Source organism: Oryzibacillus soli (genome assembly GCF_051594765.1).
Lineage (GTDB): Bacteria > Bacillota > Bacilli > Paenibacillales > NBRC-103111 > Paenibacillus_AR.
In genome coordinates this window covers 129,116-151,815 of record NZ_JBPPGJ010000004.1, presented here as the reverse complement: position 1 = coordinate 151,815, position 22,700 = coordinate 129,116, and the positions used below count along the sequence as shown (strand labels likewise).

General features: G+C 59.2%; 16 protein-coding genes, 1 pseudogene and 1 riboswitch. Of the genes and pseudogenes, 11 read left to right on the top strand and 6 right to left on the bottom strand.

The window, feature by feature from the left end; translation table 11 throughout:
* The first annotated feature begins 206 nt into the window (after positions 1 to 206).
* Positions 207 to 2,204: an MASE4 domain-containing protein gene (locus ACSEXW_RS06705; protein ID WP_438445338.1), complete on the top strand. Its 1,998-nt coding sequence runs from the start codon at positions 207 to 209 to the stop codon at positions 2,202 to 2,204.
* Positions 2,205 to 2,344: 140 nt separating this feature from the next.
* Here ACSEXW_RS06705 and ACSEXW_RS06700 read toward each other — a convergent pair whose 3' ends face one another.
* Positions 2,345 to 3,907, bottom strand: coding sequence for a sensor histidine kinase (locus ACSEXW_RS06700; protein WP_438445337.1), 1,563 nt, complete (start codon positions 3,905 to 3,907; stop codon positions 2,345 to 2,347).
* Entirely contained in the window at positions 3,904 to 4,590 is a 687-nt protein-coding gene (locus ACSEXW_RS06695) for a response regulator transcription factor (protein ID WP_438445336.1), read from the bottom strand. Before ACSEXW_RS06695 ends, ACSEXW_RS06700 begins: the two co-directional genes overlap by 4 nt.
* A gap of 475 nt (positions 4,591 to 5,065) precedes the next feature.
* On the opposite strand from ACSEXW_RS06695, the pseudogene rpoD reads away from it, so the two are divergent.
* A pseudogene (gene rpoD, locus ACSEXW_RS06690) lies at positions 5,066 to 5,989 on the top strand (RNA polymerase sigma factor RpoD); the annotation flags it as partial.
* A gap of 84 nt (positions 5,990 to 6,073) precedes the next feature.
* On the opposite strand, the gene ACSEXW_RS06685 reads toward rpoD, so the two are convergent.
* The gene (locus tag ACSEXW_RS06685; RefSeq protein ID WP_438445335.1) at positions 6,074 to 8,008 is read right to left on the bottom strand and encodes an LTA synthase family protein; all 1,935 of its coding nucleotides are present in this window, start codon (positions 8,006 to 8,008) and stop codon (positions 6,074 to 6,076) included.
* A 298-nt stretch (positions 8,009 to 8,306) separates the two neighbouring features.
* On the opposite strand from ACSEXW_RS06685, the gene ACSEXW_RS06680 reads away from it, so the two are divergent.
* The 3 genes from ACSEXW_RS06680 to ACSEXW_RS06670 all read left to right on the top strand — a co-directional run bounded on the left by ACSEXW_RS06680 (position 8,307) and on the right by ACSEXW_RS06670 (position 11,458).
* A complete protein-coding gene (locus ACSEXW_RS06680; RefSeq protein ID WP_438445334.1) occupies positions 8,307 to 8,729 on the top strand; it encodes a VOC family protein in 423 nt (140 codons plus the stop codon).
* Positions 8,730 to 8,758: 29 nt separating this feature from the next.
* Positions 8,759 to 9,340 (top strand): thioredoxin family protein, encoded by a 582-nt coding sequence (locus tag ACSEXW_RS06675; protein WP_438445333.1) that lies wholly within the window; start codon positions 8,759 to 8,761, stop codon positions 9,338 to 9,340.
* Positions 9,341 to 9,448: 108 nt separating this feature from the next.
* Entirely contained in the window at positions 9,449 to 11,458 is a 2,010-nt protein-coding gene (locus ACSEXW_RS06670; protein ID WP_438445332.1) for a GTP-binding protein, read from the top strand.
* Between the two features lie 40 nt (positions 11,459 to 11,498).
* Here ACSEXW_RS06670 and ACSEXW_RS06665 read toward each other — a convergent pair whose 3' ends face one another.
* On the bottom strand, positions 11,499 to 11,714 hold the full coding sequence (locus ACSEXW_RS06665) for a hypothetical protein (RefSeq protein ID WP_438445331.1): 216 nt from the start codon (positions 11,712 to 11,714) through the stop codon (positions 11,499 to 11,501).
* A gap of 78 nt (positions 11,715 to 11,792) precedes the next feature.
* Here ACSEXW_RS06665 and ACSEXW_RS06660 point away from each other — a divergent pair, with 78 nt between their 5' ends.
* From ACSEXW_RS06660 to ACSEXW_RS06650, 3 genes are all read left to right on the top strand, one after another.
* The gene (locus ACSEXW_RS06660) at positions 11,793 to 12,350 is read left to right on the top strand and encodes an SLOG family protein (RefSeq protein ID WP_438445330.1); all 558 of its coding nucleotides are present in this window, start codon (positions 11,793 to 11,795) and stop codon (positions 12,348 to 12,350) included.
* Positions 12,351 to 12,579: 229 nt separating this feature from the next.
* A riboswitch (cyclic di-GMP riboswitch) is annotated at positions 12,580 to 12,667 on the top strand.
* 82 nt (positions 12,668 to 12,749) lie between these two features.
* On the top strand, positions 12,750 to 14,408 hold the full coding sequence (locus tag ACSEXW_RS06655; RefSeq protein ID WP_438445329.1) for a pyridoxal phosphate-dependent decarboxylase family protein: 1,659 nt from the start codon (positions 12,750 to 12,752) through the stop codon (positions 14,406 to 14,408).
* A gap of 16 nt (positions 14,409 to 14,424) precedes the next feature.
* Positions 14,425 to 16,155 (top strand): methyl-accepting chemotaxis protein, encoded by a 1,731-nt coding sequence (locus ACSEXW_RS06650; RefSeq protein WP_438445328.1) that lies wholly within the window; start codon positions 14,425 to 14,427, stop codon positions 16,153 to 16,155.
* Between the two features lie 64 nt (positions 16,156 to 16,219).
* On the opposite strand, the gene ACSEXW_RS06645 is transcribed toward ACSEXW_RS06650, so the two are convergent.
* A complete protein-coding gene (locus ACSEXW_RS06645; protein WP_438445327.1) occupies positions 16,220 to 18,457 on the bottom strand; it encodes an ATP-binding protein in 2,238 nt (745 codons plus the stop codon).
* A gap of 316 nt (positions 18,458 to 18,773) precedes the next feature.
* Positions 18,774 to 19,679 (bottom strand): AraC family transcriptional regulator, encoded by a 906-nt coding sequence (locus ACSEXW_RS06640; protein ID WP_438445326.1) that lies wholly within the window; start codon positions 19,677 to 19,679, stop codon positions 18,774 to 18,776.
* Between the two features lie 190 nt (positions 19,680 to 19,869).
* Here ACSEXW_RS06640 and ACSEXW_RS06635 point away from each other — a divergent pair, with 190 nt between their 5' ends.
* The 3 genes from ACSEXW_RS06635 to ACSEXW_RS06625 are packed head-to-tail and all read left to right on the top strand — an operon-like array spanning position 19,870 to position 22,682.
* Positions 19,870 to 20,727: a sugar phosphate isomerase/epimerase family protein gene (locus ACSEXW_RS06635; protein ID WP_438445325.1), complete on the top strand. Its 858-nt coding sequence runs from the start codon at positions 19,870 to 19,872 to the stop codon at positions 20,725 to 20,727.
* A gap of 8 nt (positions 20,728 to 20,735) precedes the next feature.
* On the top strand, positions 20,736 to 21,776 hold the full coding sequence (locus ACSEXW_RS06630; protein ID WP_438445324.1) for a Gfo/Idh/MocA family protein: 1,041 nt from the start codon (positions 20,736 to 20,738) through the stop codon (positions 21,774 to 21,776).
* Between the two features lie 12 nt (positions 21,777 to 21,788).
* Positions 21,789 to 22,682, top strand: coding sequence for a sugar phosphate isomerase/epimerase family protein (locus tag ACSEXW_RS06625; RefSeq protein ID WP_438445323.1), 894 nt, complete (start codon positions 21,789 to 21,791; stop codon positions 22,680 to 22,682).
* The last annotated feature ends 18 nt before the right edge of the window (positions 22,683 to 22,700 follow it).

Genomic DNA, 22,700 nt, shown 5'->3' with positions numbered 1-22,700 from the left:
ACCCGGCCGGGATCTTGTTTCTATCATAGAAAAAGAGATGATTACTTGTAAATAGCAAAATAAATTATTATACCACATAAATTTTATTTTGTCAAGTGCCTAAATTTCCCGACTTAGTGCACTAGGAGGATTTTTGCAGCCAGGGGAGGATTGTGACAGATTTTGCCGAATATTATAAAAGATTGATTATCGCGAAGGAGAATTTCATGAGCCCACCGCAAGCACCGGCTTACAATCTGTTGACGCTGCCGACGAACGCCGCACAACGGCGCTTTGCTTTTCTGATCGGCGCTCTGGTATGTGTCATCTCGTTGGCGGCCATTCCCTATACCCGCGTTCAGCTGCCGGAGCTGCAGGCTTACCAGCCGGCCTTATTCTCCACCGTGATCAGCTTCGAGCTGATTACCGCCTATGTGCTGTATACCCAGTTCTGGATCGAGCGGTCTCCGTCGACCTTGGTGCTGGTGGCGGGATATCTCTATTCCTCCGGCATGAGCTTGATGTACCTATTGACCTTTCCTCGTACCTTCTCCGAGACCGGTCTGTTTCATGCGAGCCTGCAGACGGCTCCTTGGCTGTATCTAGCCTTGCATGGCGGGTTCCCTCTGGCGATTCTTCTTCATCTCGCAGTGGACCGGAAATTCGGCCCGGTCCCCCTGAGCAGAAGGATGGCTCACATCCTGGCCTGGCTTGTGCCGGTAATGGTGCTCGCCGTCATCGTTTTTATCACGTACCTCACCACCTCGCTGCATGACCGTCTTCCGGTTCTCTTGAACAACGGGAAGCTGACTCCGCTGTTCAACTATGGGCTCGCCACTCCCATCGTGATCGTGACGTTCCTGACCATTATCCTCTACTACCGGTCGACCCGGGGCGGAACGGTCATGTCCGTCTGGCTCTGCATCGCGCTCCTGGCCTCCGCGCTGGATGTGGGGATTATTCTCTGCGGGGGCAAACGCTTTAGCGTCGGGTGGTACATCGCCCGCTGGAATACCTTCGTCTGCTCCAACATCGTTCTGGCCGGTATGATCTATGAGTTCACCCGTATGTATTACCGAATGACGGTCCTGTACCGCCAGGTGGCGGACAGCGAGAACCGGTTCAGGGTGCTGTTCGACGAGAGCCGGGCGGCGGAACGGAAGATTGCGGAGCAAAGCCGGATTATCGAGCGTATGCTGGAATCCAGTCTCGAAGCCATTGTCATGTGTGGAGAGGACGGCCGTGTCATCTTCGCCAACCGGCGTCTCGAGACGTTTTTCGGGAAGGAAGCGGTGCCCGGGGAGCTGTTCGGAGATTATTGCTCGGAGATGAGGCTTGCCCAAGGCGGACGACTGTGCGACAAGCTCCGGTCGGTGATGGAGAATGGCGGGGATGGGGAAGCCCTCGTGGAGCGGATCACCCATCTTACGGAAGGCGGGAGCGTCCGGCATTATGAGTGCTATGTGATCCCGGTGGCGGACGAAGGGGAGATCCGTCCCCGGGGATATCTGATCGGCTTTCGGGACCGGACGGAGGAGGAAAAGCTGGATGAGGCCAAGGATCAGTTCGTCAGCACCATCTCCCACGAGATCCGAACGCCGCTGTCCTCTATCGTAGGCTTCGTGGAGATCCTGGCCACCCGTTCCGTCACCGATGAGAAGCGGGCCGCTTATATCGCCATCATCCAGAAGGAGGCGGGGAGGCTGGCCAATCTGATCAACGATTTTCTGGATTTGCAGCGGCTGACCTCCGGTAAGATGAGCTTCCAATACCGGCCGCTGGATATGGCGGAGCTCTTGAAGGAGCTGGCCGCCCAGTGGCAGGGAAGGGACGCTCACAGCATCGAGCTCATCCTGCCGGATCGGAGGCTGACGGTTCTTGGCGACGAGGACCGCTTGAAGCAGGCTTTCCACAATCTGATCAGCAACGCAATCAAGTACTCTCCCTCTGCCTCCAAGGTGGAGCTGGTCTTGGAGCAGGCCGGCGGGGAAGCGGTGGTCCGCATCCGCGACTTCGGCCTGGGTATTCCTCAGGAGGCTATGGATCTGCTGTTCACCCGGTTCTACCGGGTGGATAATTCCGACCGGCGCAAGATCGGAGGGACGGGCTTGGGGCTGTCCATCGTCAAGGAGATCGTGGAGGCCCATCAGGGCAAGGTTATGGTGGAGAGCGTCCTCGGGGAAGGCTCCACCTTCACGGTCCGGCTGAAAGCGGAGAAAAGCTAGTATTTCGGCGCGGCGTGGTCCATGGAGGGAGGGCAAGTGCCCGTAACGTCACGCATGCCGGCCGGGCCTGATACGGCAAGAAGCCTCCAAGCCATAGGCCTTGGAGGCTTCTTGCTCCTCGGGGATCGTCAGAATAACGGTCAACCCGGATCGTTCCCAACCAACGGAACGCGGATGATGAAGGAGGTTCCGTCTCCGGGCTTGCTCTCCACCCGGATGGTGCCGCCGTGGGCTTCCACGATGGACTTGGTAATCGACAGGCCCAGTCCGGCGCCGCCGGAGCGGCGGGTGCGGGACGATTCGCTGCGGTAAAACCGATCGAATACGTGGGGAAGGTGCTCGTCGCTGATGCCGCTGCCGTTGTCCATGACCGTCAGCACCGCGTCGTCGCCTGCGCGCTCCAGCTTCAAGGTGATGGCGCCCCCCTCCGCTGGGGTATGCTGGACCGCATTGTGGAACAGGTTCAGGATCACCTGCTTCATCTTATCCGTGTCGAACCTGCCTTGGCAGGGCTCGCCGAGGTAGAAGCCAACGCTGCGGGTGTCGGCCAGCATACGAAGCTGGTGCTCCATCTCTTGGAGCACGTCCTTAAGGGCTGCCTTCTTGAAGAGAAGCTGGGGCTCCCGGTCCATCTTGGCCAGGAGAAGCAGATCCTCCACCAGCTTGTTGATGCGCTTGGATTCGCCGTACATGCTGTTCAGCGCCCGGTACAGCTGGTCGGGCTTATCTGCTGCTCCGCGAAGCAGGATTTCCAGGAAGCCATGGATCGACGTCAGCGGAGTCCGGAGCTCGTGGGACGCATCCGCTGCGAACCGCCGCATCTGCTCCTTGGCTTCACGTTCTACCTGGAAGGAGGTTTCGAGCCGCTCCAGCATGCCGTTGAAGGAGAGGGACAGCCGGTCGACCTCCTCTTGACCTTGGCAAACGGGAAGACGCTGGGACAGGTTGCCGGCATCGATCTGTTGAACGGCATTGCCGATGTTGGACAGCGGGACCAGAGTGCGGCGAACCACAGGCATAGACAGGAATAACCCGGCGAGCAGGGCGAAGGAAGACAACCCCAGGAAGAGGAATAATTGCTGGAACAGAACATCCTGCAGGGCCTCGGTCGGCGTGCTGATCTGGATGAAGCCTGCCGCAGGGTGCTCGGGTCCGCCGATGCTCCGGAAGACGACCAGCTGCTCCACGCCATCAGCGTTGGAGGCAATCCGGTAATCCGGCTCGGCACGCCGGTTCAACTGATCGAGAATGGTCTGGTACTCCTCCGCGGTCAGCTTGGGAGGCTGGAGCGTATTATCGACGGATATCACTGTTTGGGTTCCCGCGGCATCGATGGCGGCGATGGCAATATCCGGCAGGAAAATAAACGGGCGCTTGCCGCGGTACCCTTCCTCCCGGCCTCCTCCTGGGGGCTCACCTCGGTTCATGCCGCCGTTGGGTTCCTGGCGCGGATTGCCGGAGCCCGGTTCCTCCATCCGGCGGTCGGAATCATAGCCGAACAGATCCTTCGGGAAGGTGGAGATCTGGCTCTTCAGCGTCTCGGCCTTATTCCGATAGGCAAAATCCTTCATGAACCAGTACTGCAAGGTTCCGATCAACACGAGAATGACGGCCAGGATGGTCAGGGAACGGGAGAGAAGCTGCCGGCGCAGGGAGCGGGGGACAAGGAGCCGTTTCAACGCCGCTGCGAAGCTATCTATCATGTCAGGTCTACCCGGTAGCCGGCGCCGCGAAGCGTGCGGATCAGCCGGTGCTCCTTATCTTCCAGCTTCTCGCGAAGGGAGCGAATGTAGACTTCCACGATGTTCTCCTCGCCGCCGAAGTCATAGCCCCATACCTTGTCCAGTATTTTGGCTTTGCTCAGGACGATGCCGTGGTTCAGAACCATATACTTGAGCAACTCGTATTCGGTAGGGGAAAGCTCCAGGACCCGGTCGCGGAAGCTGATCTCCTTGCGCTGGTCGTCAATCCGGAAGGGACCGTGGTGCACCTCTCCCAGCAGGCTCGGGAACTGGTTGCGGAGCCGGGCATGGATGCGGGCCAGAAGCTCTTCGAAGCTGAAGGGCTTCACCAGGTAATCATCCGCACCCAGCGTCAAGCCTTTGACGCGGTCGTCGATCTCGTCCTTGGCGGTCAGCATGATGACCGCAGCTTGCACGCCGGACTTCTTGATCATACGGCACGCCTCGAAGCCATCGATGCCCGGCATCATCACATCCAGGATGATGACATGGGGCTGGAACTCCTTGGCTTGATTGACGCCGTTCAACCCGTCCGGAGCGGTCTGCACCTCGAAGCCTTCATTAGACAGGCCCAGCTCCAGAAATTGAAGAATGTGCGGCTCGTCGTCGACCAGCAATATTTTAACACCCTTTAGATTTTTCATGAGAGGTTCCCCCGTATCTTGTGGTTGCTTTCATTATGAGTCCTGATGCTGAATGTGCCCTGAACGCGCCCTGAATCCTCCCTTAAGGAGACGGCTTCCAGTATACCATTATAGCAAACTTCATCGGATGAAGCGGTGCATAAGGGGCGGGTATGGCTCTTTTTTTTTCGCCACTGTTCTCGGAATCCATCAAAAAAGGAGCTGCCTCAGGACCATGGTCATGGTTCTGAAGTCAGCCCCTTCCAAAATTCGCAGCAAGGCAGGCTTGTATTACCGGGATAAAAGTGGTACAATGGTGAAAGTCACTCTGCTATCGTCATACAACTGATGTGCCAATCATATATTATCATAACACAATCACCCGAATGAGTCAATATATAATCAGGCGCTGTTGCAGCTAAGGATCTTATAGATTAAGGATGTGTAGGGTATGGCAAACGGTGCAAACGGGGTTTCCTCCGGAACGAAGGAATTGGAGCTCGACCGGGATCATTCCATGGAGGCTTTCCATGATCGACAGGATTCCGCCGCTTATGGGACCGAGGATGATCTGACCCTGCCGGCGGGGATCAAAGTGGACGATCCGGTCCGCTTGTATTTGAAGGAAATCGGACGTGTTCCGCTCTTATCCGCGGAGGATGAGGTGAAGCTGGCCAAGTCCATTCTGGAAGGCGACGAGGAGGCCAAGCGCAAGCTGGCCGAAGCCAATCTGCGGCTGGTTGTCAGCATTGCCAGACGTTACGTGGGGCGGGGCATGATGTTCCTGGACCTGATCCAGGAAGGCAATATGGGCTTGATCAAGGCTGTGGACAAATTCGACTACACCAAGGGATTCAAATTCAGTACCTATGCCACTTGGTGGATCCGCCAGGCCATCACGCGATCCATTGCGGACCAGGCTCGAACCATACGGATCCCCGTGCATATGGTGGAGACCATCAACAAGCTGGTCCGGATAACCCGGCAGCTGGTACAGGAGCTGGGCCGGGATCCCACCGCAGAGGAGATCGGCCAGGCCATGGATCTGACGGCGGAGAAGGTGCGGGAGATCATGAAGATATCCCTGGACCCCGTCAGTCTGGAGACCCCCATCGGCGAGGAGAACGATTCCCATCTCGGAGATTTCATCGAGGATCCGGACGCGGAGGCTCCGGCGGATTCGGCGGCGTTTATGCTCCTGAAGGAGCAGCTGGAGGATGTGCTCGACACGCTGACGGAGCGGGAGGAGAACGTGCTGCGCCTGCGCTTCGGTCTGGATGACGGCCATGCGAGAACGCTGGAGGAGGTCGGCAAGGTCTTCGGCGTGACGAGGGAACGGATCCGGCAGATCGAGGCGAAAGCCCTCCGGAAGCTGCGCCATCCGAGCCGCAGCAAGAGGCTGAAGGACTATATGGAATAACGGCAACGGCTGGACGGGTCATCCCTGTCCAGCCGTTGTCGTTATGCTTTATGGTGAAGACTGCTCCTGCGGCAAATCTTCGAACTATTCATTGAAGCGGTCAGCGACGTAGCCGCTTAAGAATGGAGTATCCATGTATTGGGCCAGGTAGGATCGCCCGAACAGTAGGTCATACTGGAGCAGACGGTATTCCGCCACCGCATGCTCCGCCTCCAGGGGAACCTCGGCGGAGGAGGTTCCTTGAGCATCCACCGTAAGGTTGCGGAGCAGCACGGGGGTCATCTTGGCGACGTCGCGGCCCATGGCGAACTGGCCGGGCAGCTCCAGGTGCAGCGCATGGAGTATATATGGACCCAGGAAAGAATAGCTCATAGCCGGGATCCGTTCCTGCGGCAGACCGATATTGGACCATACGGCAAAAGGCACGCTCCGGATCTTCCGCAGCTCCTCCGAAGTCCAGTTCCCGGAATTCGGGGAGGACAGGAAGCCGGTCTGCACGTAGGTGTCGTAATCATAGCCCAACATCGGGAGATGGTCTCCGTAGAAGACGACGACCGTCGGCTCATCCAGCTCTTCGAAGCCTTCCATCAGCAGCTCCAGCGACCGGTCTGCATCCCGGATCCCTTCCGCATAGGTGGCGAGCGCTTCCCTGGCGCTGTCCGTCATGTCTCCCTGCACCTGGATCGTGGGGGGGCCGTACCGGTTATCATCATAAGGTCCGTGGTTCTGCATGGTCACGGCGTAGAGGAATAGGGGCTCCTCCGTATCCCGGGCGGTCTGCAGAATGCTGCGTGACACCTCCGCATCGGAGATGAAAGCGCCTCTCACCTCAGGGTCCTGGAACTGGGACTTGCTCTTGAAGCTGTCGAAGCCCATCAACGGATAGACCTTGTCCCGGTTCCAGAACCAGTCCTCGTACGGATGGACGGCCACGCTCTTGTAGCCCTGCTCCTTGAAATAGCTGGCCAGACTGGGCAGCGGCTTCGTAATGTACTGCTGGTAGGCCATGGACCCGGCCGGCAGGAAGCTCATGCTCAAGCCCGACAGCACCTCGAACTCCGTATTGGCCGTGCCGCCGCCGAATACCGGAGACACCAGATAGCCGGAGGTGGATGCCTCCTGCAGGCGGTGCAGCGTCGGTGCTGGATCTTCGCTGTAGCGGACTCCCGGCAGCAGCGACGGATCCCAGAAGGCTTCGCTCATCACGAAGATCACATTGGGCTTAACCGGAACTGGAGCCCGTACGGTGTCTGACGATTGAGCGGTGCGCTCCTCCTTCAGGATTCCGGCGATGCTCTGGACGGCCGCTTCATTATAGCCCGCGGGCTTGGGGATGATGGAATTCTTCACGTTCAGGGCAAAAGCGGTGAGAATCCCGTTGTTGGCGTAATTCTCCTGCTGGTTCCAGACGATCTCCTCCACACCGGCCCGATGGATCCAGCTCTGTGTCCAGGGGGATTGGACCCCGACCGAAACCAGGAGGGCCAGAGCGAGTCCGCCGCTGATCAGTCTGTGGGCGGGCGTCAGGCCCAGCTTGCGTTTGCGCCGCATCAGCGACAGCAGCAGAAGGGTTAAGACGGTGGCCGCCACAGCGCCGATCTTAAGGAGAGCACCTGAGCCGGTAACGAGAGGCGCGATGTTCATGCCCTCCCGGTTCAGAATCACATCCCACGGATAGAAAGGCTCGCCGATGAGCTTGGTCTTGAAGTAGCTGATCAGGGACATGGCGGAGAGCAGAAGCACGGCGAAGGCAGCTGAGAGAAGCAGGGACCCCGCCAGGGACAACAGGAGGAGCATCACCGCGAACGCCAGCAGGGCATTCACGGCGAACAGCAGGGGATGGGAGCTGAGCCAGCTCCAAGCTTCGGAGAGAGAACCCCTCTGGAGACCTTCGGCTCCCAGCGCCATGATCAAGGAACCTAGCGCGGCCAGAAGATAGACGGCCGTCTGGCTGGCATACGGGAGTCTGCGGCTGCGGAACCGTCTGGCGGAGGCAAGGGTATATCCTCGAGACTTCATGGTGTGGCTCCTTTCTTACATCTATATAGTCCAAAAAAAGAAGAGCCCTTTAGGTCCGCAGGCTCTTGGGTGTCCAAGACATCGATATACGACTTTGTTTCAGAATACCATCATTTTTCGATGAAAAATGAAAGGAATTGTAAACGAATTGTAAACAATTCGGTGAAAACGCTAACAGCTGGGTTCCGCTTTCTCCGCCGTTACTTAGTTACATTCACGTAAGTCATTTTCAGATGAGAGGATTTTGTCTATACTGGACAAGGAAGCGATTACCGGATAAGAGGAGGCTGTAACGAGAATGGGAACGAATGCAAAGATCGGCGGCGGAGGCTTTCACCATGTGGCCCTGAGAGCCTATGATTTCGAAGCGACATTGAAGTTCTATACGGAAGGTCTCGGTTTCCAAGAGCGTTTCGGCTGGGGGGAAGGCAATAGCCGTATCCGGCTTCTGGATTGCGGTGACGGCAATTATCTGGAGGTGTTCGCCGGCGGGGACAGCCCGACGAAGCCGGACGGCGCTTACTTCCATGTGGCCTTCCGAAGCGAAGATGTGGACGGCGCGGTGAAGGCGGCGGTGGCTGCAGGCGCGGTCGTCACGGTGGAGCCCAAGGACGTGGTGCTTCAGGGCAACCCTCCGACACCCGTGCGCATCGCTTTCGTACAGGGCTTGAACGGCGAGACCATTGAATTTTTCCAGAGCACCGGAGATCATAAACTGTAAGCCAATCCATTCATGAAGGAGACGATCCCATGAGCTTTACCTTGCCCATTGGCGCAAGCGCGCCGGACTTTTCCCTGCCGGGTACGGACGGCAAGACGTATGCCTTGAAGGATTTCGCAGATGCGAAGGTGCTGGTGGTCTTCTTCACCTGCAACCATTGCCCCTTCGTCATCGGCTCCAATGAAGTGACCCGCGAGACGGCGGACCGGTTCCGGGACCAGGGCGTCCGCTTCGTCGGCATCAATTCCAACAGCGTCAAGACCAAGCCGGAGGATTCCTTCGAGAAGATGGTGGAGGAGATGGAGAACCATAAGTTCCCGTGGACCTACCTGCGCGACGAATCCCAGCAGACGGCGCTGGCCTACGGGGCGCTGCGGACGCCGCACTTCTACGTATTCGACGAAGAGCGGAAGCTGGTCTACACCGGACGGGCCATCGACAACCCGAGAGAGTCCGCCAAGAGCACGGTCAACGATCTGGACCGCGCGTTGGAGGAGATCGTGTCCGGCAAGCCGGTATCCGTGCCCGTAACCAATCCCATCGGCTGCAACGTCAAGTGGGAAGGCCAGGATGCGCACTGGATGCCTGCGGATGCCTGTGATCTGGTATAATCGTCCGGCACACAGCGCGGGATAAGCGTGGACGGATTGCGGACGTAACATGAGGCTCCCTCCGGGCGGGGGAGCTTTTCTTTTGTTCCGGGGAGGAGCGGCTTGAGCATGATAGGGGAAGACAATCGGGAGGGCCTTCGGGTCCGGAACGTGGGCGTGTTCGCCCACGTGGATGCCGGCAAGACGACCACCACGGAGAGGATTCTGTATGCCAGCGGCAGAATCCGGACCTTAGGCAGCGTCGATACGGGGACGGCGCAGACGGATTGGCTGGACGTGGAGCGGGAACGGGGCATCTCCGTCCGGGCGGCGGTGACCCGATACGAATGGCGGGGAGTATCCGTAAATGTGGTGGATACGCCGGGACATGTGGATTTCTTGTCCGAGGTGGAGAGAAGTCTGCGGGTGATGGACGGCGCCGTGCTGGTTCTCTCCGCGGTGGAAGGCGTCCAGGCTCAGACGGAGGTGATCTGGAGGGCGCTGCGGGAGCTGCGGATTCCGACCCTCCTCTATGTGAACAAGATGGACCGGATCGGCGCAGACCCGCTGCGCGTTCTCACGGAGATCCGCAGGCTGCTCTCGCCTGCCGCGGTGCCGATCCAGGCGCCTGTGGGGGTTGAAAATGGGTTTACGGGAGTCCTCGATCTTATGGGCGAGGGGGCGACGGCTTCGGGAGAGGCTTGTCCGGAAGCGGCGGAATACCGCAGGCTGCTGAACGAGATCCTGGCGGAGCAGGACGAGGAGCTGCTCATGAAGGTGCTGGAGGAAGGAGAACAGCCGCCAGAAGTGCTGAGGGATGTTCTGAAGCCCGCGGCGGAGCGAGCCACAGCTTATCCCGTTCTCTTCGGAGCTTCGAGTCAAGGCATCGGCATCCTGCCGCTGATGGATGCCATCATTTCCCTGCTGCCGCCACCGGCAGGCTCGTCCGACGCTCCGTTGTCGGGCGTCGTATTCAAACTGGAGCAGGATGCGGCCATGGGCCGGGTGGCGTATGTCCGCTTGTACGACGGCGTGCTCCGCAACCGGGATTCCGTCCTGAACCACACCCGGGGGCTGGACGAGAAGATCACGCAGATCCGCAAGGTGGAGGGGCCCAAATCCGTGGACGCCGGGGTTCTGCAAGCCGGGGACATCGGAGCCGTGTACGGCTTCAGCCACGCGGCCGTAGGGGACATTCTCGGCAGTCCGGAGCGGATCCCGCACCTCGGGCGGATGGCGGTGCCCCTCCTGACCGTACAGGTGAAGTGGCGTCAGGAGAAGGACTTCCCTGCGGCGGTAGCCGCCTTCCGGGAGCTGGCGGATGAGGATCCCCATCTGGACGTCCAGTGGCTGAAGGAGGAGCGGGAGCTTCATCTGAAGGTCATGGGCCCGATCCAGATCGAGGTCCTGACGGAGCTGGTGAAGAGCCGCTACGGGCTGGACGTGGACTTCGGGGAGCCGACGGTCATTTATAAGGAAACGCCGGCCGAAGCCGGCTTCGGGTTCATCGCCTATACGATGCCCAAGCCCTGCTGGGCGGTACTCCGGTTCCGGATCGAGCCCGGCGAGCGGGGCAGCGGCCTGCAATATGCCTCCATTGTACGGAAAGAAGACCTTCTGGAGAGCTATCAGAACGAGGTAGCTCGCAGGGTCCCGGAGGCGCTGGAGCAGGGCTTGCGCGGCTGGGAGGTAACGGATCTGAAGGTGACGCTGGTGGAGGGGGAGCATCACGTGTGGCATACCCATCCGCTGGATTTCGTCGTGGCGACGCCGATGGGCATCATGGACGGGCTGGCGCGCACGGGAACCAAGCTGCTGGAGCCGATGCTCCGGTTCCGCCTGTCCGTGCCGGAGGAGGCCGGAGGCAAGGTGATGAATGAGCTGGTGCTGATGAGGGGGGAATTCGACAACCCCGTCTTGAGCGGGGAGCGGCTGGAGCTGACCGGGATGCTCCCGGTGGCAACCTCCCTTGATTTTCCGGCGCGGCTAAGCTCCATGACCAAGGGAAGGGGCCATCTGTCCGTATCGTTCGGTGGATACCGGGAATGCCCGCCGGAGGTTCATGTGGAGCGGCCCCGGAGGGGAGTGAATCCGCTCGACCAGTCCAAATATATATTGGCGGTTCGACGGGCTCTGTAGCGTGCCATGCGACGGAAGGAGCCCCTGGGCAATCGCGGGGCTAGTCCCTCTCGTTTTCGAAGAACTCGCACTTTTTCCGTTGATGGTAGGTAATTTCGCTTACGCTTGATTGTACGACGATGACGGAATCGTCGAACCGGATGATCAGCCCTTTGGGATCCACGATCATATCGTCCTCGAACACCCGGATCGGGATCCGCTTGGTCATAGCCTCCTGGAAATCGGCGTCGGTCATCAGCTTGCGGTTGCGTGCCATGGTTGCATTCTCCTTTTCAAAGTTTCCTAGACTTACCATCTTATGCTAACCTGTATCCGTGTCGAATACAAGGGGGGATTGTCGCTGGAACGGATTTTGATCACAGGCTACAAGGCATCGGAGCTGGGGATCCACTCCATGAAGCATCCAGGGATTCCGATTATTAAGAAGGCGGTGGCCAAGGTGCTCCGGGGCCTGCTGGAGGATGGCCTGGAATGGGTGGTGGTCAGCGGCCAGTGGGGGGTGGAGCTGTGGGCCGCCGAAGCCGCTCTGGAGCTTCGGGAGGAGTATCCTGCGCTCCGGCTGGCGGTGATCACCCCTTACGAGAACCAGGAGGAGCACTGGGGCGAGGAGAAGCAGGAATGGTACCGCAGCCTCCTCGCGCGGGCGGACTACAAGGCCTGCGTCTCCAAGCGCGGGTATGAGGGGCCTTGGCAGTTCAAGGCCAAAGACCGGTTTTTGCTCCGCAACACGGACGGCCTCTTGCTTCTGTATGATGAGGAGAAGGAGGGCTCGCCCCGGTACCTCCGTGCGGAGGCTCAGCGTTACGCAGCTATTGAGCCTTACCGAATCATCACGATTACGGCGCAGGACCTTCAGGATACGGCGGACGAGGAACGTCCGGCTTGGGATTAAAGGGACAAGGGACCGGCAGGGGCCGGATGCATCCGAAGGGAGGCGTCCGGTCCTCTTTGTCGCACCCCAAGATCGCCTGATTGCAGGGAATTAGCCAATCTTACCCATGGAAACGGGAGTTAAAAACGACAAATTACAGAAAAGTTTCCAATTTAGACACATTTTTTGCGTGACAAAGATCGTTCATCCTTTATCCTACCTATTGGGGGATGAAGTTGGACCTGAATCGAATAGTGACCGGCAAACCTGCCGAAAGGCAGGGACGCAAAGCTATAGGGACTACTCCCGCAGGTCGGGAAAGTCAGCCAGTTGCCCATTCCTGAACTGTGGCATATCCGGCTCCAGTTTTTTTTCTTTCCCTTACAAGCCCACTACAAAGACAGAAGAGGAGAGATGTACGTGAACCATGCTTTGAATCGGGTTCAAGAATGGTTTCCCAGTGCGGACGGCGACCCCTCCCGGCGCCAGCAGCTCCAGGAGCTCTTAGAGGAGCTCCTGGCAGGAGCCGACCGGTTGAAAAATCCGGATCGGGTCAATCTGGCCGGAACGAAGCGGCGTTCGGAGCATTTTTACCGGGAGCTGCTGCAGGAGAGCGCGATACCCCAATCGGGCGCTCCTATGAAGGATGTGGTTCCGAAGCTCTTGGAGCTGCTTCATGACCATCCATACCACACGAAGTATTTTTTGACGAACATTTTGCCCATGGCGAGCATTCCCGGGATCGTCGGCATGCTGGCCGCTTTCCTGGTGAACGGGAACAACCTGTGGGATGTCTACGGGCCCGCTGGAGCCGAGGCGGAGGTGCGCGTCATCGGCATGATGTCCAAGCTGGTCGGATACGACCCCATGCTAAGCGGCGGCTATACGACCTGGGGCGGTCAAGGGGCGGTCTTTACAGGTCTCCGTCTGGCCATTGCCAAGCTTGCGCCGGACGCTCAACAGACCGGAGTGCCGCGGAACCTGTACGCCTTCTGCTCGGAAGCGGCCCACTACAGCCTCTATAAATCGGTCCAGGCCACCGGTCTCGGCACGGATCGGCTGATCCGGGTGCGCACCCGCCGCGACAGCAGCATGGACCTGGATGATCTGCGGGACAAGCTGCTGCAGGTAATCCGCCAAGGCGGAATTCCCGCTTATATCGTCGCCACGACGGGGACGACGGATGCCTTGGGCATCGACGATGTGCAGGGCGTCAGCGCCGTCTCCCGTGAGATCGCACAAGCCCACGGCTTGCCTGATCCCCATATCCATGCCGATTCGGCGCTGGGCGGATTTTTCGCGTTCTTCAACGGGTATGACTTCGACCGTAACCCGCTTGGGCTGCCTATTACGGCGCTGAAGCCTCTGCACGCCATTCACCGCAGGCTCCGGCACCTGAACCTGGCTGATTCACTCTGTTTCGACTTCCAGAAGCTGGGCCAGACGCCGTACGTGACGAGCCTGTTCATGGTCCGCAACGCATCGGATCTGAAGCTCTTGGATCTGGAGCCCGAGGAGACGCCTTATGTGGGACACCGGGGGTACGGCCAATACCATACGGGTTACACGCTCGAATGCTCCAGGATGGCCAGCGCCGTCAGCATTTACAGCGCCTTGACCGCATTCGGAATCGAGGGCTACCAAAGACTGCTGGCGCAGTTCATCGAGGTGAGCCACCGTATCCGTGAAGAGGTGGCCCGGGAGATTCCCGAGCTGACTCTCGTGAATGCCGATAATCCGGGCATCGTCTCCTTGTTCCGGCTGTATGCGCCGGTAGGCCCCCGTTTCGCGGACGAAGTGGCCGGGCGCTGCTCCACCGGGCAGATCGCCGAGACCAACCGGCTGAACGAGGAGCTGTTCGAGCTCTTGGGCCGGGATCGGGATAAGATGTTCTTCGGCGATACCAAGAAGCATCTGCTCGTTCCCACAACGGACGGTCCGGACCAGCCGCTATCGGCTTCCAAGATCTTCGTCATCTCGCCGTACACCGAGGTGGAGCACGTCCCGGAGATCGTCCGCTACCTGAAGTCCAGAGTAAACGAGGCTCTGTCGGCCTTGAAGATTCCAACCGCACCTTAAGGAGGACCATCATACCTTGAACCGCATATGGAACAACCCCATCACGAGAGGATTCCGAAGATCCGTATCTATGAAAATCATGCTGGGCGTCACCATCCTCCAGCTCTTGACCTGCTCCGCCTTCGCCCTGTCGGGGTATATGGTGAATACCAAACAAACGGACCGGCTCCTGGAGCAGTTCGACCTTCGGCTGGCGACGGATATCCACGTGGCCGATGAAGCCGTTGCCTCCATACCGGGCCACATCGAGGAGATCGACGGGGTCAAGCATCCCTATTACCAGCAAGTGAAGAAGTCTTTGGAGGCCCTGAAGCAGAAGCACGGCTTGGAAAATGTCTACATCCTGGCCAACCGCCAGGATAAGGAGCAAATTCTGATCCTGACGGGCCTGGACGAGGATTTCGGCACGGATTACCCCTTCACCGGCGAGATGAAGGAGTCCCTGCAGAAGGGCGTCGAGGTGCTGAGCCCGATCTACAAGGACGAGTACGGCATTCATAAGTCCATCTTCCTTCCCTTGAAGGACAAGCAGGGCAAGGCGGCCGGCATTCTGGGCATCGACCTGGATGCGTCGGTCGTTCCCGGTACGAGCCGCACGGTATTTTGGATTACGGCCACGATCACCGTTCTGGTTCTGGTCATCGGCTTCGGCGTCACCTTCCTGATCAGCCGCCTAATCACCAAGCCGATCCGCCGTCTGATGCAGGCTTCGGAGCAGATGGCCGGCGGGGATCTGACCGTCGACATCGCCGTGAACCAGGAGGACGAGATCGGGAAGCTGGCCTCGTCGTTCAGCCGTCTGGGACATAATCTGCAGAGCCTGGTGAAGCAGATCTCGTCGGCTTCCGAGCACATAGCGTCCACCAGCTCCCAGCTGGTGCTGACCGCCGGCGAATCCAGCGCGGGCTCCCAACAGGTGGCCAGCTCCATGAGCGCCATGAACGACAGCATTGCCGAGGTGGTGGCCTCCATCACCGACAGCGCCGATTCCATCGTCATCATCGACCGGGAACTGGAGAAAACTGCCGCCGGGATGCTGGAGATGGAGGAGGAGGCCAAGCGGGTGGGTGTCCGTTCCTCCCACGGACAGCAGGTCGTGGAGGAAACGCTCCAGCAGATGAGCGCCATCCAATCGACGATGCAGCAGTCCCATCAGGCCGCGCAGCAGCTGGAGAAGCGGTCCGGGGAGATCAGCGCCATCATCCAGATGATCACGGAGATCTCCCAGCAGACCAACCTGCTGGCGCTCAATGCTGCCATCGAAGCCGCCCGGGTCGGGGAAGCGGGACGTGGCTTCGCGGTGGTCGCTGAGGAGGTGCGGAAGCTGGCGGACCAGTCCTCCCAAGCGGCGGTCTCCATCGCCCAGCTGGTATCCAGAACGCAGGGAGATTGCGTGCAGGTTATGGAACGGATTACCGAAGGCAGCCAGGCGGTGACGGAAGGCCACGAGCGGATGAAGGTCACCTACAGCAGCTTCCAGGAGATCTACCAGGGCATTCAGCAGTTCGTGGAGCAGACGGACGAGATGCTCGATGCGGTGCGAGGCGTGAAGGGCTCCTTCGGGACCATCACCGTCGGCATGCGGCGCATCTCGGATACGACGGCGGACCAGGCGGCGGGAACGGAGCAGGTGACGGCGGTCGCGCAGGAGCAGAGCGCCTCAGCCCAGGAGATCTCCGCTGCGATCCAAGCGCTGGCGAAGATGGCCAACGAGCTGAAGGCCTCGGTGCATCAGTTCAAAGTGTAGGCTATTCAGCTTCATTGAAGAAAGGACCGTGCCGGAGGCTCCGGCGCGGTCCTTTCTACTTGAATCAGCCTCCAGAGGCCTTCGCCCGCATTTGGGGCTGCGTCTGCGGTTGAGGGAAGTGAAGCACCACCTCAGTGCCGCGGTTCACCTCGCTGGCAATGGCCATGCTTCCGCCATGAGCTTCGATGATGCCTTGGCAGATGGTCAGTCCGAGGCCGGTGCCTTTTTCCTTGGAGGTGTAATAGGGCTCCCCCAGACGCTTGATCCGCTCCGCTGGGATGCCGACTCCGTGATCGCGGATGCTGACCCGCACGCCGCCGTGCTCGGCCAGACCGGTCCGGATCAGGATCTCCCCGCCGTCCGGCATGGCCTCGATGGCATTCTGCACGATGTTGATGAACACCTGCTTCAGTTGGTTCTCGTTGCAGCGGATTGCCGGAATCTCCTCCAGCGGTTCGTAGACGATCCAGATGTTGTTCATCACGGCTTGGGTGTTCACCAGAGAGATGACGTTCTCCAGGATTCCTCCCAGGGAGCTGTCCCTGAAGGATTCCATAGGCTGGGGCTTGGCGATCAGCAGGAATTCGCGGATGATCTGCTCGATCCGCTCCAGCTCCGACAGCATCACGCGGTAATGCAGGTCCTGGAGGTGGGGCTTCGAGATCTGGAGGAAGCCCTTGATGCTGGTCAAGGGATTCCGGATCTCGTGGGCCACTCCCGCCGCCAGCTGGCTGACGATAAGCATCCGGTCGGATTTGCGGAGGATCTCCTCGGTTTTCCTGCGGTCCGTAATGTCCAGGACCAGCCCCCACATGCGGTAAGCCGCCCCGTCTTCATCGAACAGGGCTTCCCCTTGACACCAGATCGTCCGGATTTCCTTGTCGGGCCGGACGATGCGGTATTCGCATTGGAACGGCTCGCCGCTCTTGGCGGAATCGACGCTTCGGCGGACCAGCTCCCGGTCGTCGGGATGGAGATAGTACCGGAAGAGACGGGTGGATACGGGAGTATCCGGGGATAGATCGAAGATCTTATAGGTCTCCGGCGACCAATGGGCGCGTCCGGTCTTCAGATCCGTATCCCAGATGCCCATGCCGGCGATCTGCTGGATGCGCATCAGCCGTTCGTTGCTCTTCCGCAGCTCCTTGGCCATCCGGTCCCGGGCCTCCATGGCCCGCTTCAAGCCGGTTACGTCATGGACGAAGCCATAGATGCCCACGGTCCGGCCTTTCATCCGGATCGGAATATGGGTGGAGACCGAATGGGCCAGCCCGCCGTTTTTGTGCTGCCACGCGATCTCCCCGCTCTGGGATATGCCGAAGGAGGCTTGGAAGACCTGATCCTTCAGAGATCGGACGCTGTCGCTTGCGGCAAGGGCCGTGACGGGCCGATGCATAAGCTCCTCCGCCGTGTAGCCGGTCAGGGCCTCGAACGCCGGGTTCGTGCCCGTGCAGCAGCCTTCCAGATCCAAGGTGTACACGGCTTGCGGATGCCGTTCGTACAAGGACTTGTACTGCTGTTCCCGGAGCCGGCTGTTGTAGCTCTCCCTCCGGATGGTCAGAACCAGATAGACGGACAGTCCGGTTGCCATCATCAAGGCGACGGCGCCGACGATGAGCCCGAGGACCGTATGACTCATCTCGAAGGCCGCCAGGCCGGAGGCCTCGGTGCGGACGCCGCCGCGGGCTTCGGGGATGAGGCGGGTGGCGTACATGGCCGCGTAGTGAGTGCCGGAGATGGCCGCAGTCATGACGAGGGAGCCGTACAGGACATAGGGGTGCCTGCTCTTGTGCCCCGGCCTGCCGGGAATGCTGTGGAGCGCAAGCCGGATGGATAGCCGGGACAAGGCCGAACCGAGCAGCAGGATCAGCATGAGAGCGGGGAGATGTAGATGGATCCGGTAAGGCATCTTCATCGCCATCATGCCCGTCACATGCAGGGAGAGGATGGCGAAGCCGATCAGGAAGCCGGCGGCCCACCAACGGAGCCTTCCCCGGGGACCATATACGGCGGCATGCAAGCCGATGAAGGAAGCGGAGACGCCGAGCAGCAAGGACAGAAGGGTCAGGGGACCGTCGTAAGTAACCGCGGCATGCAGATTCAGGGACAGCAATCCGGAGTAATGCATGGCCCAGATGCCGGCACCCAGCGTGACGGCACCGGCGGCGGTGCGGGCATACCGGTGCCGTTCCTGGGCGGCGAACGAGCGGTTCATAATGGTCAGGGCAACGAAGGCGGCCATGACGGCCAATCCGACGGATACGGCTACGAGGAGAACGTTATAGCTGTATGGGGAGTGCACGGACGATCAGGACTCCTTTCATTGCTTTTCTCTCTATTATGTCCACGGTTCATAGAGTATAATCGCTTTGGCAGGAGGATGGGCGGGGGCGACCCCCGTGAATTATAGCTGCGTGGATGAGAATCCAATTGCAACCTGCGGCGTTTGTGGAAGGAAGCTATAGACTGCGGACGGTTCGATTCATAGGTATGAAAGGGAGGGATGGATAGCCGGCCCCAGTATGAACAAAGCCTGCGGATCGAGGATCGAATCCGCAGGCTTTTTTGCGTTCGCTGCGATCACTATATCGGCCAGGAATGCCTTTATCTTCGATGCTTCATAGGACGCGGGACAGCTTCCGGTAGTTGCGGGGGGACATACCTTCGATGGAGCGGAACAATCTGCTGAAATAATGGATGTCCGCGTACCCGACATACTCGCCGATGCGCTCAATGGGCCAATCGGTTTCCCGGAGCAGCCTTCGTGCCTCACGGTGCCGGATGGAGCGCAGGTATTCCACGGGGGGAACTCCGGCGATATGCCGGAAGAGCTTGGTGCTGTAGTCCCCGCTCATGCCCAGACGCTCGGCAAGGCTGGTATTGCTCCACGGAGCGGCGGGCTTGCTCTCCATCTCCGCCATGATCTCCTTAATTCGCTGCCCGTGAACGGTCGTATCCGAGACCCGGCCGGACATGCGGCTTCGGAGCAGGGAGGCGAGTACGGTCAGCATAAGTCCGCGGCAGACCAAGGCATATCCGAGTGGGCGCATGGCGAATTCGTGAATCAGATTCTCCATGGCCTGCACGCATCCGTGCGAAGGAAGATAGATCAGGTCCTCCGACAATGGGGGGGAGGACGGGTCCACCGCTTCTGCAGCATATTTCCCCGCCGTTCCTTCGCCTTCAGGAACCACCATATCCTCTTCCCCTGCAATCGACAGCTCCCCGAAGAAGTCGAAATGAATGCCGATCAGCTTGGTGGTCGGCACACCTGCGGTCGTATTCTGATGGTAGACGCCGGAAGGCAGAAGGATGAGCTGGCCGGGGAGGAGGGAGTGAGCCTCGCCCTGGATGGTGACGTCCAACCGGCCATGGCACACATACAGAAGCTCGAAGTCATACAAGCGTCTACCCGGGAACGTCCGGGGCGCTACGGTTTGGTATTGGGCGTAATGAATGTTGGGTGCCCAGTCTTGAAAGAAAGCCGGTCTGCGGACCGGCTGTTGAATATGTCCCGGATTCACGGCGCAAGAATCCCTCCCGGTATGGGGTTAAGAATTATCGGATAGAACGGAATCGTCCAAAAACTCGCTCTTTTCCCTAAATAAAACCAGATCAACATTTACTATAATACAGTTAAACGCAGGAGGGATGTGAAAAGTTCCATCGTGCGGGTTTATAACGGAAATGTACAAAATGATGAGGAGGATTCCGGTGAAAAAGGGAATCAACATCTGGTCATTCCCGGAGGGGATGCCGATTATGGAATGCGCGAAGCTGGCCCGCAAGGCAGGGTTCGAGGGATTGGAATTGTCACTGAACGAATCGGGCGAGCTGGGGCTTGCGACGACGGAGCAGGAGGTAAGGTCCATAGCCAGACAGATCCGGGAGCTGGGTTTGGAGATCAGCAGCTTGGCCACAGGCCTCTATTGGGGCAGCTGGATGACGAGTGATTCGGAGGCGGAACGGATCAAGGCCATGGATATCTGCAAGAAGCAGCTGGAAACCGCAGCGGCATTAGGAGCCGATACGATCCTGGTGATACCTGGCGCGGTCGGGGTTGATTTTATCCCGGGATCGAATGTGGTGGATTATGAGAAGGCTTACGAACGGGCGCAGGAGGCGGTCCGCAAGCTGGCTCCCGAAGCGGAGCAAGCGGGGGTCAACATCGGGATCGAGAACGTATGGAACAAGTTCCTCTTGTCTCCCCTGGAGCTGCGAGGCTTCATCGACTCCATCGGCTCTCCCTTCATCGGTTCTTACTTTGACGTGGGCAACGTGGTATACGCCGGCTACCCGGAGCAGTGGGTCCGCATCCTGGGGAAGCGGATCAAGAAGGTTCACTTTAAGGATTACCGCCGGGAAGCCGGGGGACTGCACGGGTTCGTGGACCTGCTGGCCGGAGACGTGGACTATCCGACGGTGATGGCGGCGCTCCGGCAGACGGGCTACGACGGGTATGTGACGGCCGAGATGATCCCGAACTATAGGCACTATACGGAACAGATCATCTACAATACGTCCGCTTCCATGGATGTCATTCTGGGCAGGACCGCATTCGGAATCGAATAGGAGGGTTCATGACGATGTTGAGAATCGGATTGGTGGGCTTCGGCTTTATGGGCCGCATGCATCTGGACAACTACAACCGGCTGATCTCCGAGGGCTTTCCTCTGGAGCTGAAGGCCATATGCGATATCCGGATCGAGGAGCTGAAGGACGGTGCGGCAGGCGGCAATATGTCCACGGCCCAGTCGGTTTATGATCTGACCTCGTATCACCTGTATGACCGGTTGGATCGCATGATTGCGGCCGAAGAGCTGGATGTCATCGACCTGGCCGTCCCCACATATCTGCATGCCGAGATGAGCATCGAGCTGCTGGAGAAGGGCTTCCACGTCCTCTGCGAAAAACCGATGGCGCTGAATCCGGCAGACGCCCGGAAGATGGCCGAAACCGCTGCCAGAACGGGCAAGAAGCTGATGATCGCCCAATGTCTCCGTTTCTGGCCGGGATATGAATATTTGAAGAGGTGTGTGGAGGACCGGCGGTTTGGCGCTGTGACCGAAGGGTATTTCTATAGGGGCTCCCATTCCCCGAAGGACTGGTTCCTCGATGAGAAGCTGAGCGGCGGATGCTTGCTGGATATGCACATTCATGACACGGACATGATCCATTATCTATTCGGCAAGCCGTCCAGAGTGTCGGCATTGGGAAGGAACGTCATACCGGGTGCAGGCATGGACCTCGTATCCAGCCACTATTATTATCCGGACGGCAAGGTGATCAACGCTCAAGCGGATTGGACTCTGGAAGGGGACTTCGGCTTCTATATGGGCTACCGGGTCAACTTCGAAGGAGGCAATCTCCTTTTTGACGGCTCCACGGTCAAGGTGAACCCCAACGGTGCCCCCGGCTTCGTACCGGAGCTTGCGGCCGACAGCGGCTATTACGGCGAACTGGTCTACTTCTTGAATGCCGTGCTCCAGGATCGGCCGATCCGGGTTTGTACGCCGGAGAGCACAGCGGATACGCTGACTATCGTCCGGGCGGAAGCTCTGTCCGCGGCCCAAGCCGGGGCTTGGATCGACGTCGATGGAACGCTCCATGAGAAAGGGTAAGGGGGGAATACGATGGTACATCCATTCACGAATCCAATAGGCGTGGTCGTGGACTGCTTCGGGGTCGGTGTCCGGGAAGGGCTGAAGAAGGCTAAGGCCATCGGAGCGGACGGTGTTCAGATCTGGGCGGTATCCGGCGAGATGGATCCGGGTAATCTCTCCGCCGGCGGGCGCAAGGAGTGGAGAAGCACCATCGCCGGCTTGGGTCTGGAAATCTCAGCCTTGTGCGGCGACCTGGGAGGCCATGGGTTTCAGGACCATCGGGAGAATCCCCTCAAGATTGAGAAATCCAAGCGGATTCTGGAGCTGGCGATGGACTTGGGCTGTTCGACGGTGACCACCCATATCGGCATCATTCCCGCAGATCCGGCGGACCCGGTTTATCGGACGATGCAGGAGGCTTGTGCGGAGCTTGGCGAATATGCGGCGGCAATGCAAGGCTATTTTGCCGTGGAGACCGGACCCGAGACAGCCGCCCATCTGAAGTCATTCCTCGATTCTCTCGGGACCAAGGGATTGGCGGTCAATTTCGATCCCGCCAACATGGTCATGGTGACGGGAGACGATCCGGTGCAGGGCGTGCGCCTACTCCGAGACTACATCGTGCATACGCACGTGAAGGATGGCATCCGCTATCAGGACGTCGATCCGCGGGCGGTCTATGGTGCGCTGGGGTACCAGCCGATGGATCATCAGCATATGGCCGAGCTGGTCCGCTCGGGAGCCTGGTTCCGGGAGCTTCCCTTGGGCGAGGGAGGGGTGGATTTTGACGCCTATTTCGCGGCTTTGCAGGAGATCGGTTATAAGGGATACCTGACTATCGAGAGGGAAGTGGGCGATCAACCGGAGGAGGATATCAGGAAAGCGGTCTCGTTCATCCGTAAGTACAAATCGGGAGACCAGTAAGCAGGGAAATAAAGGAAA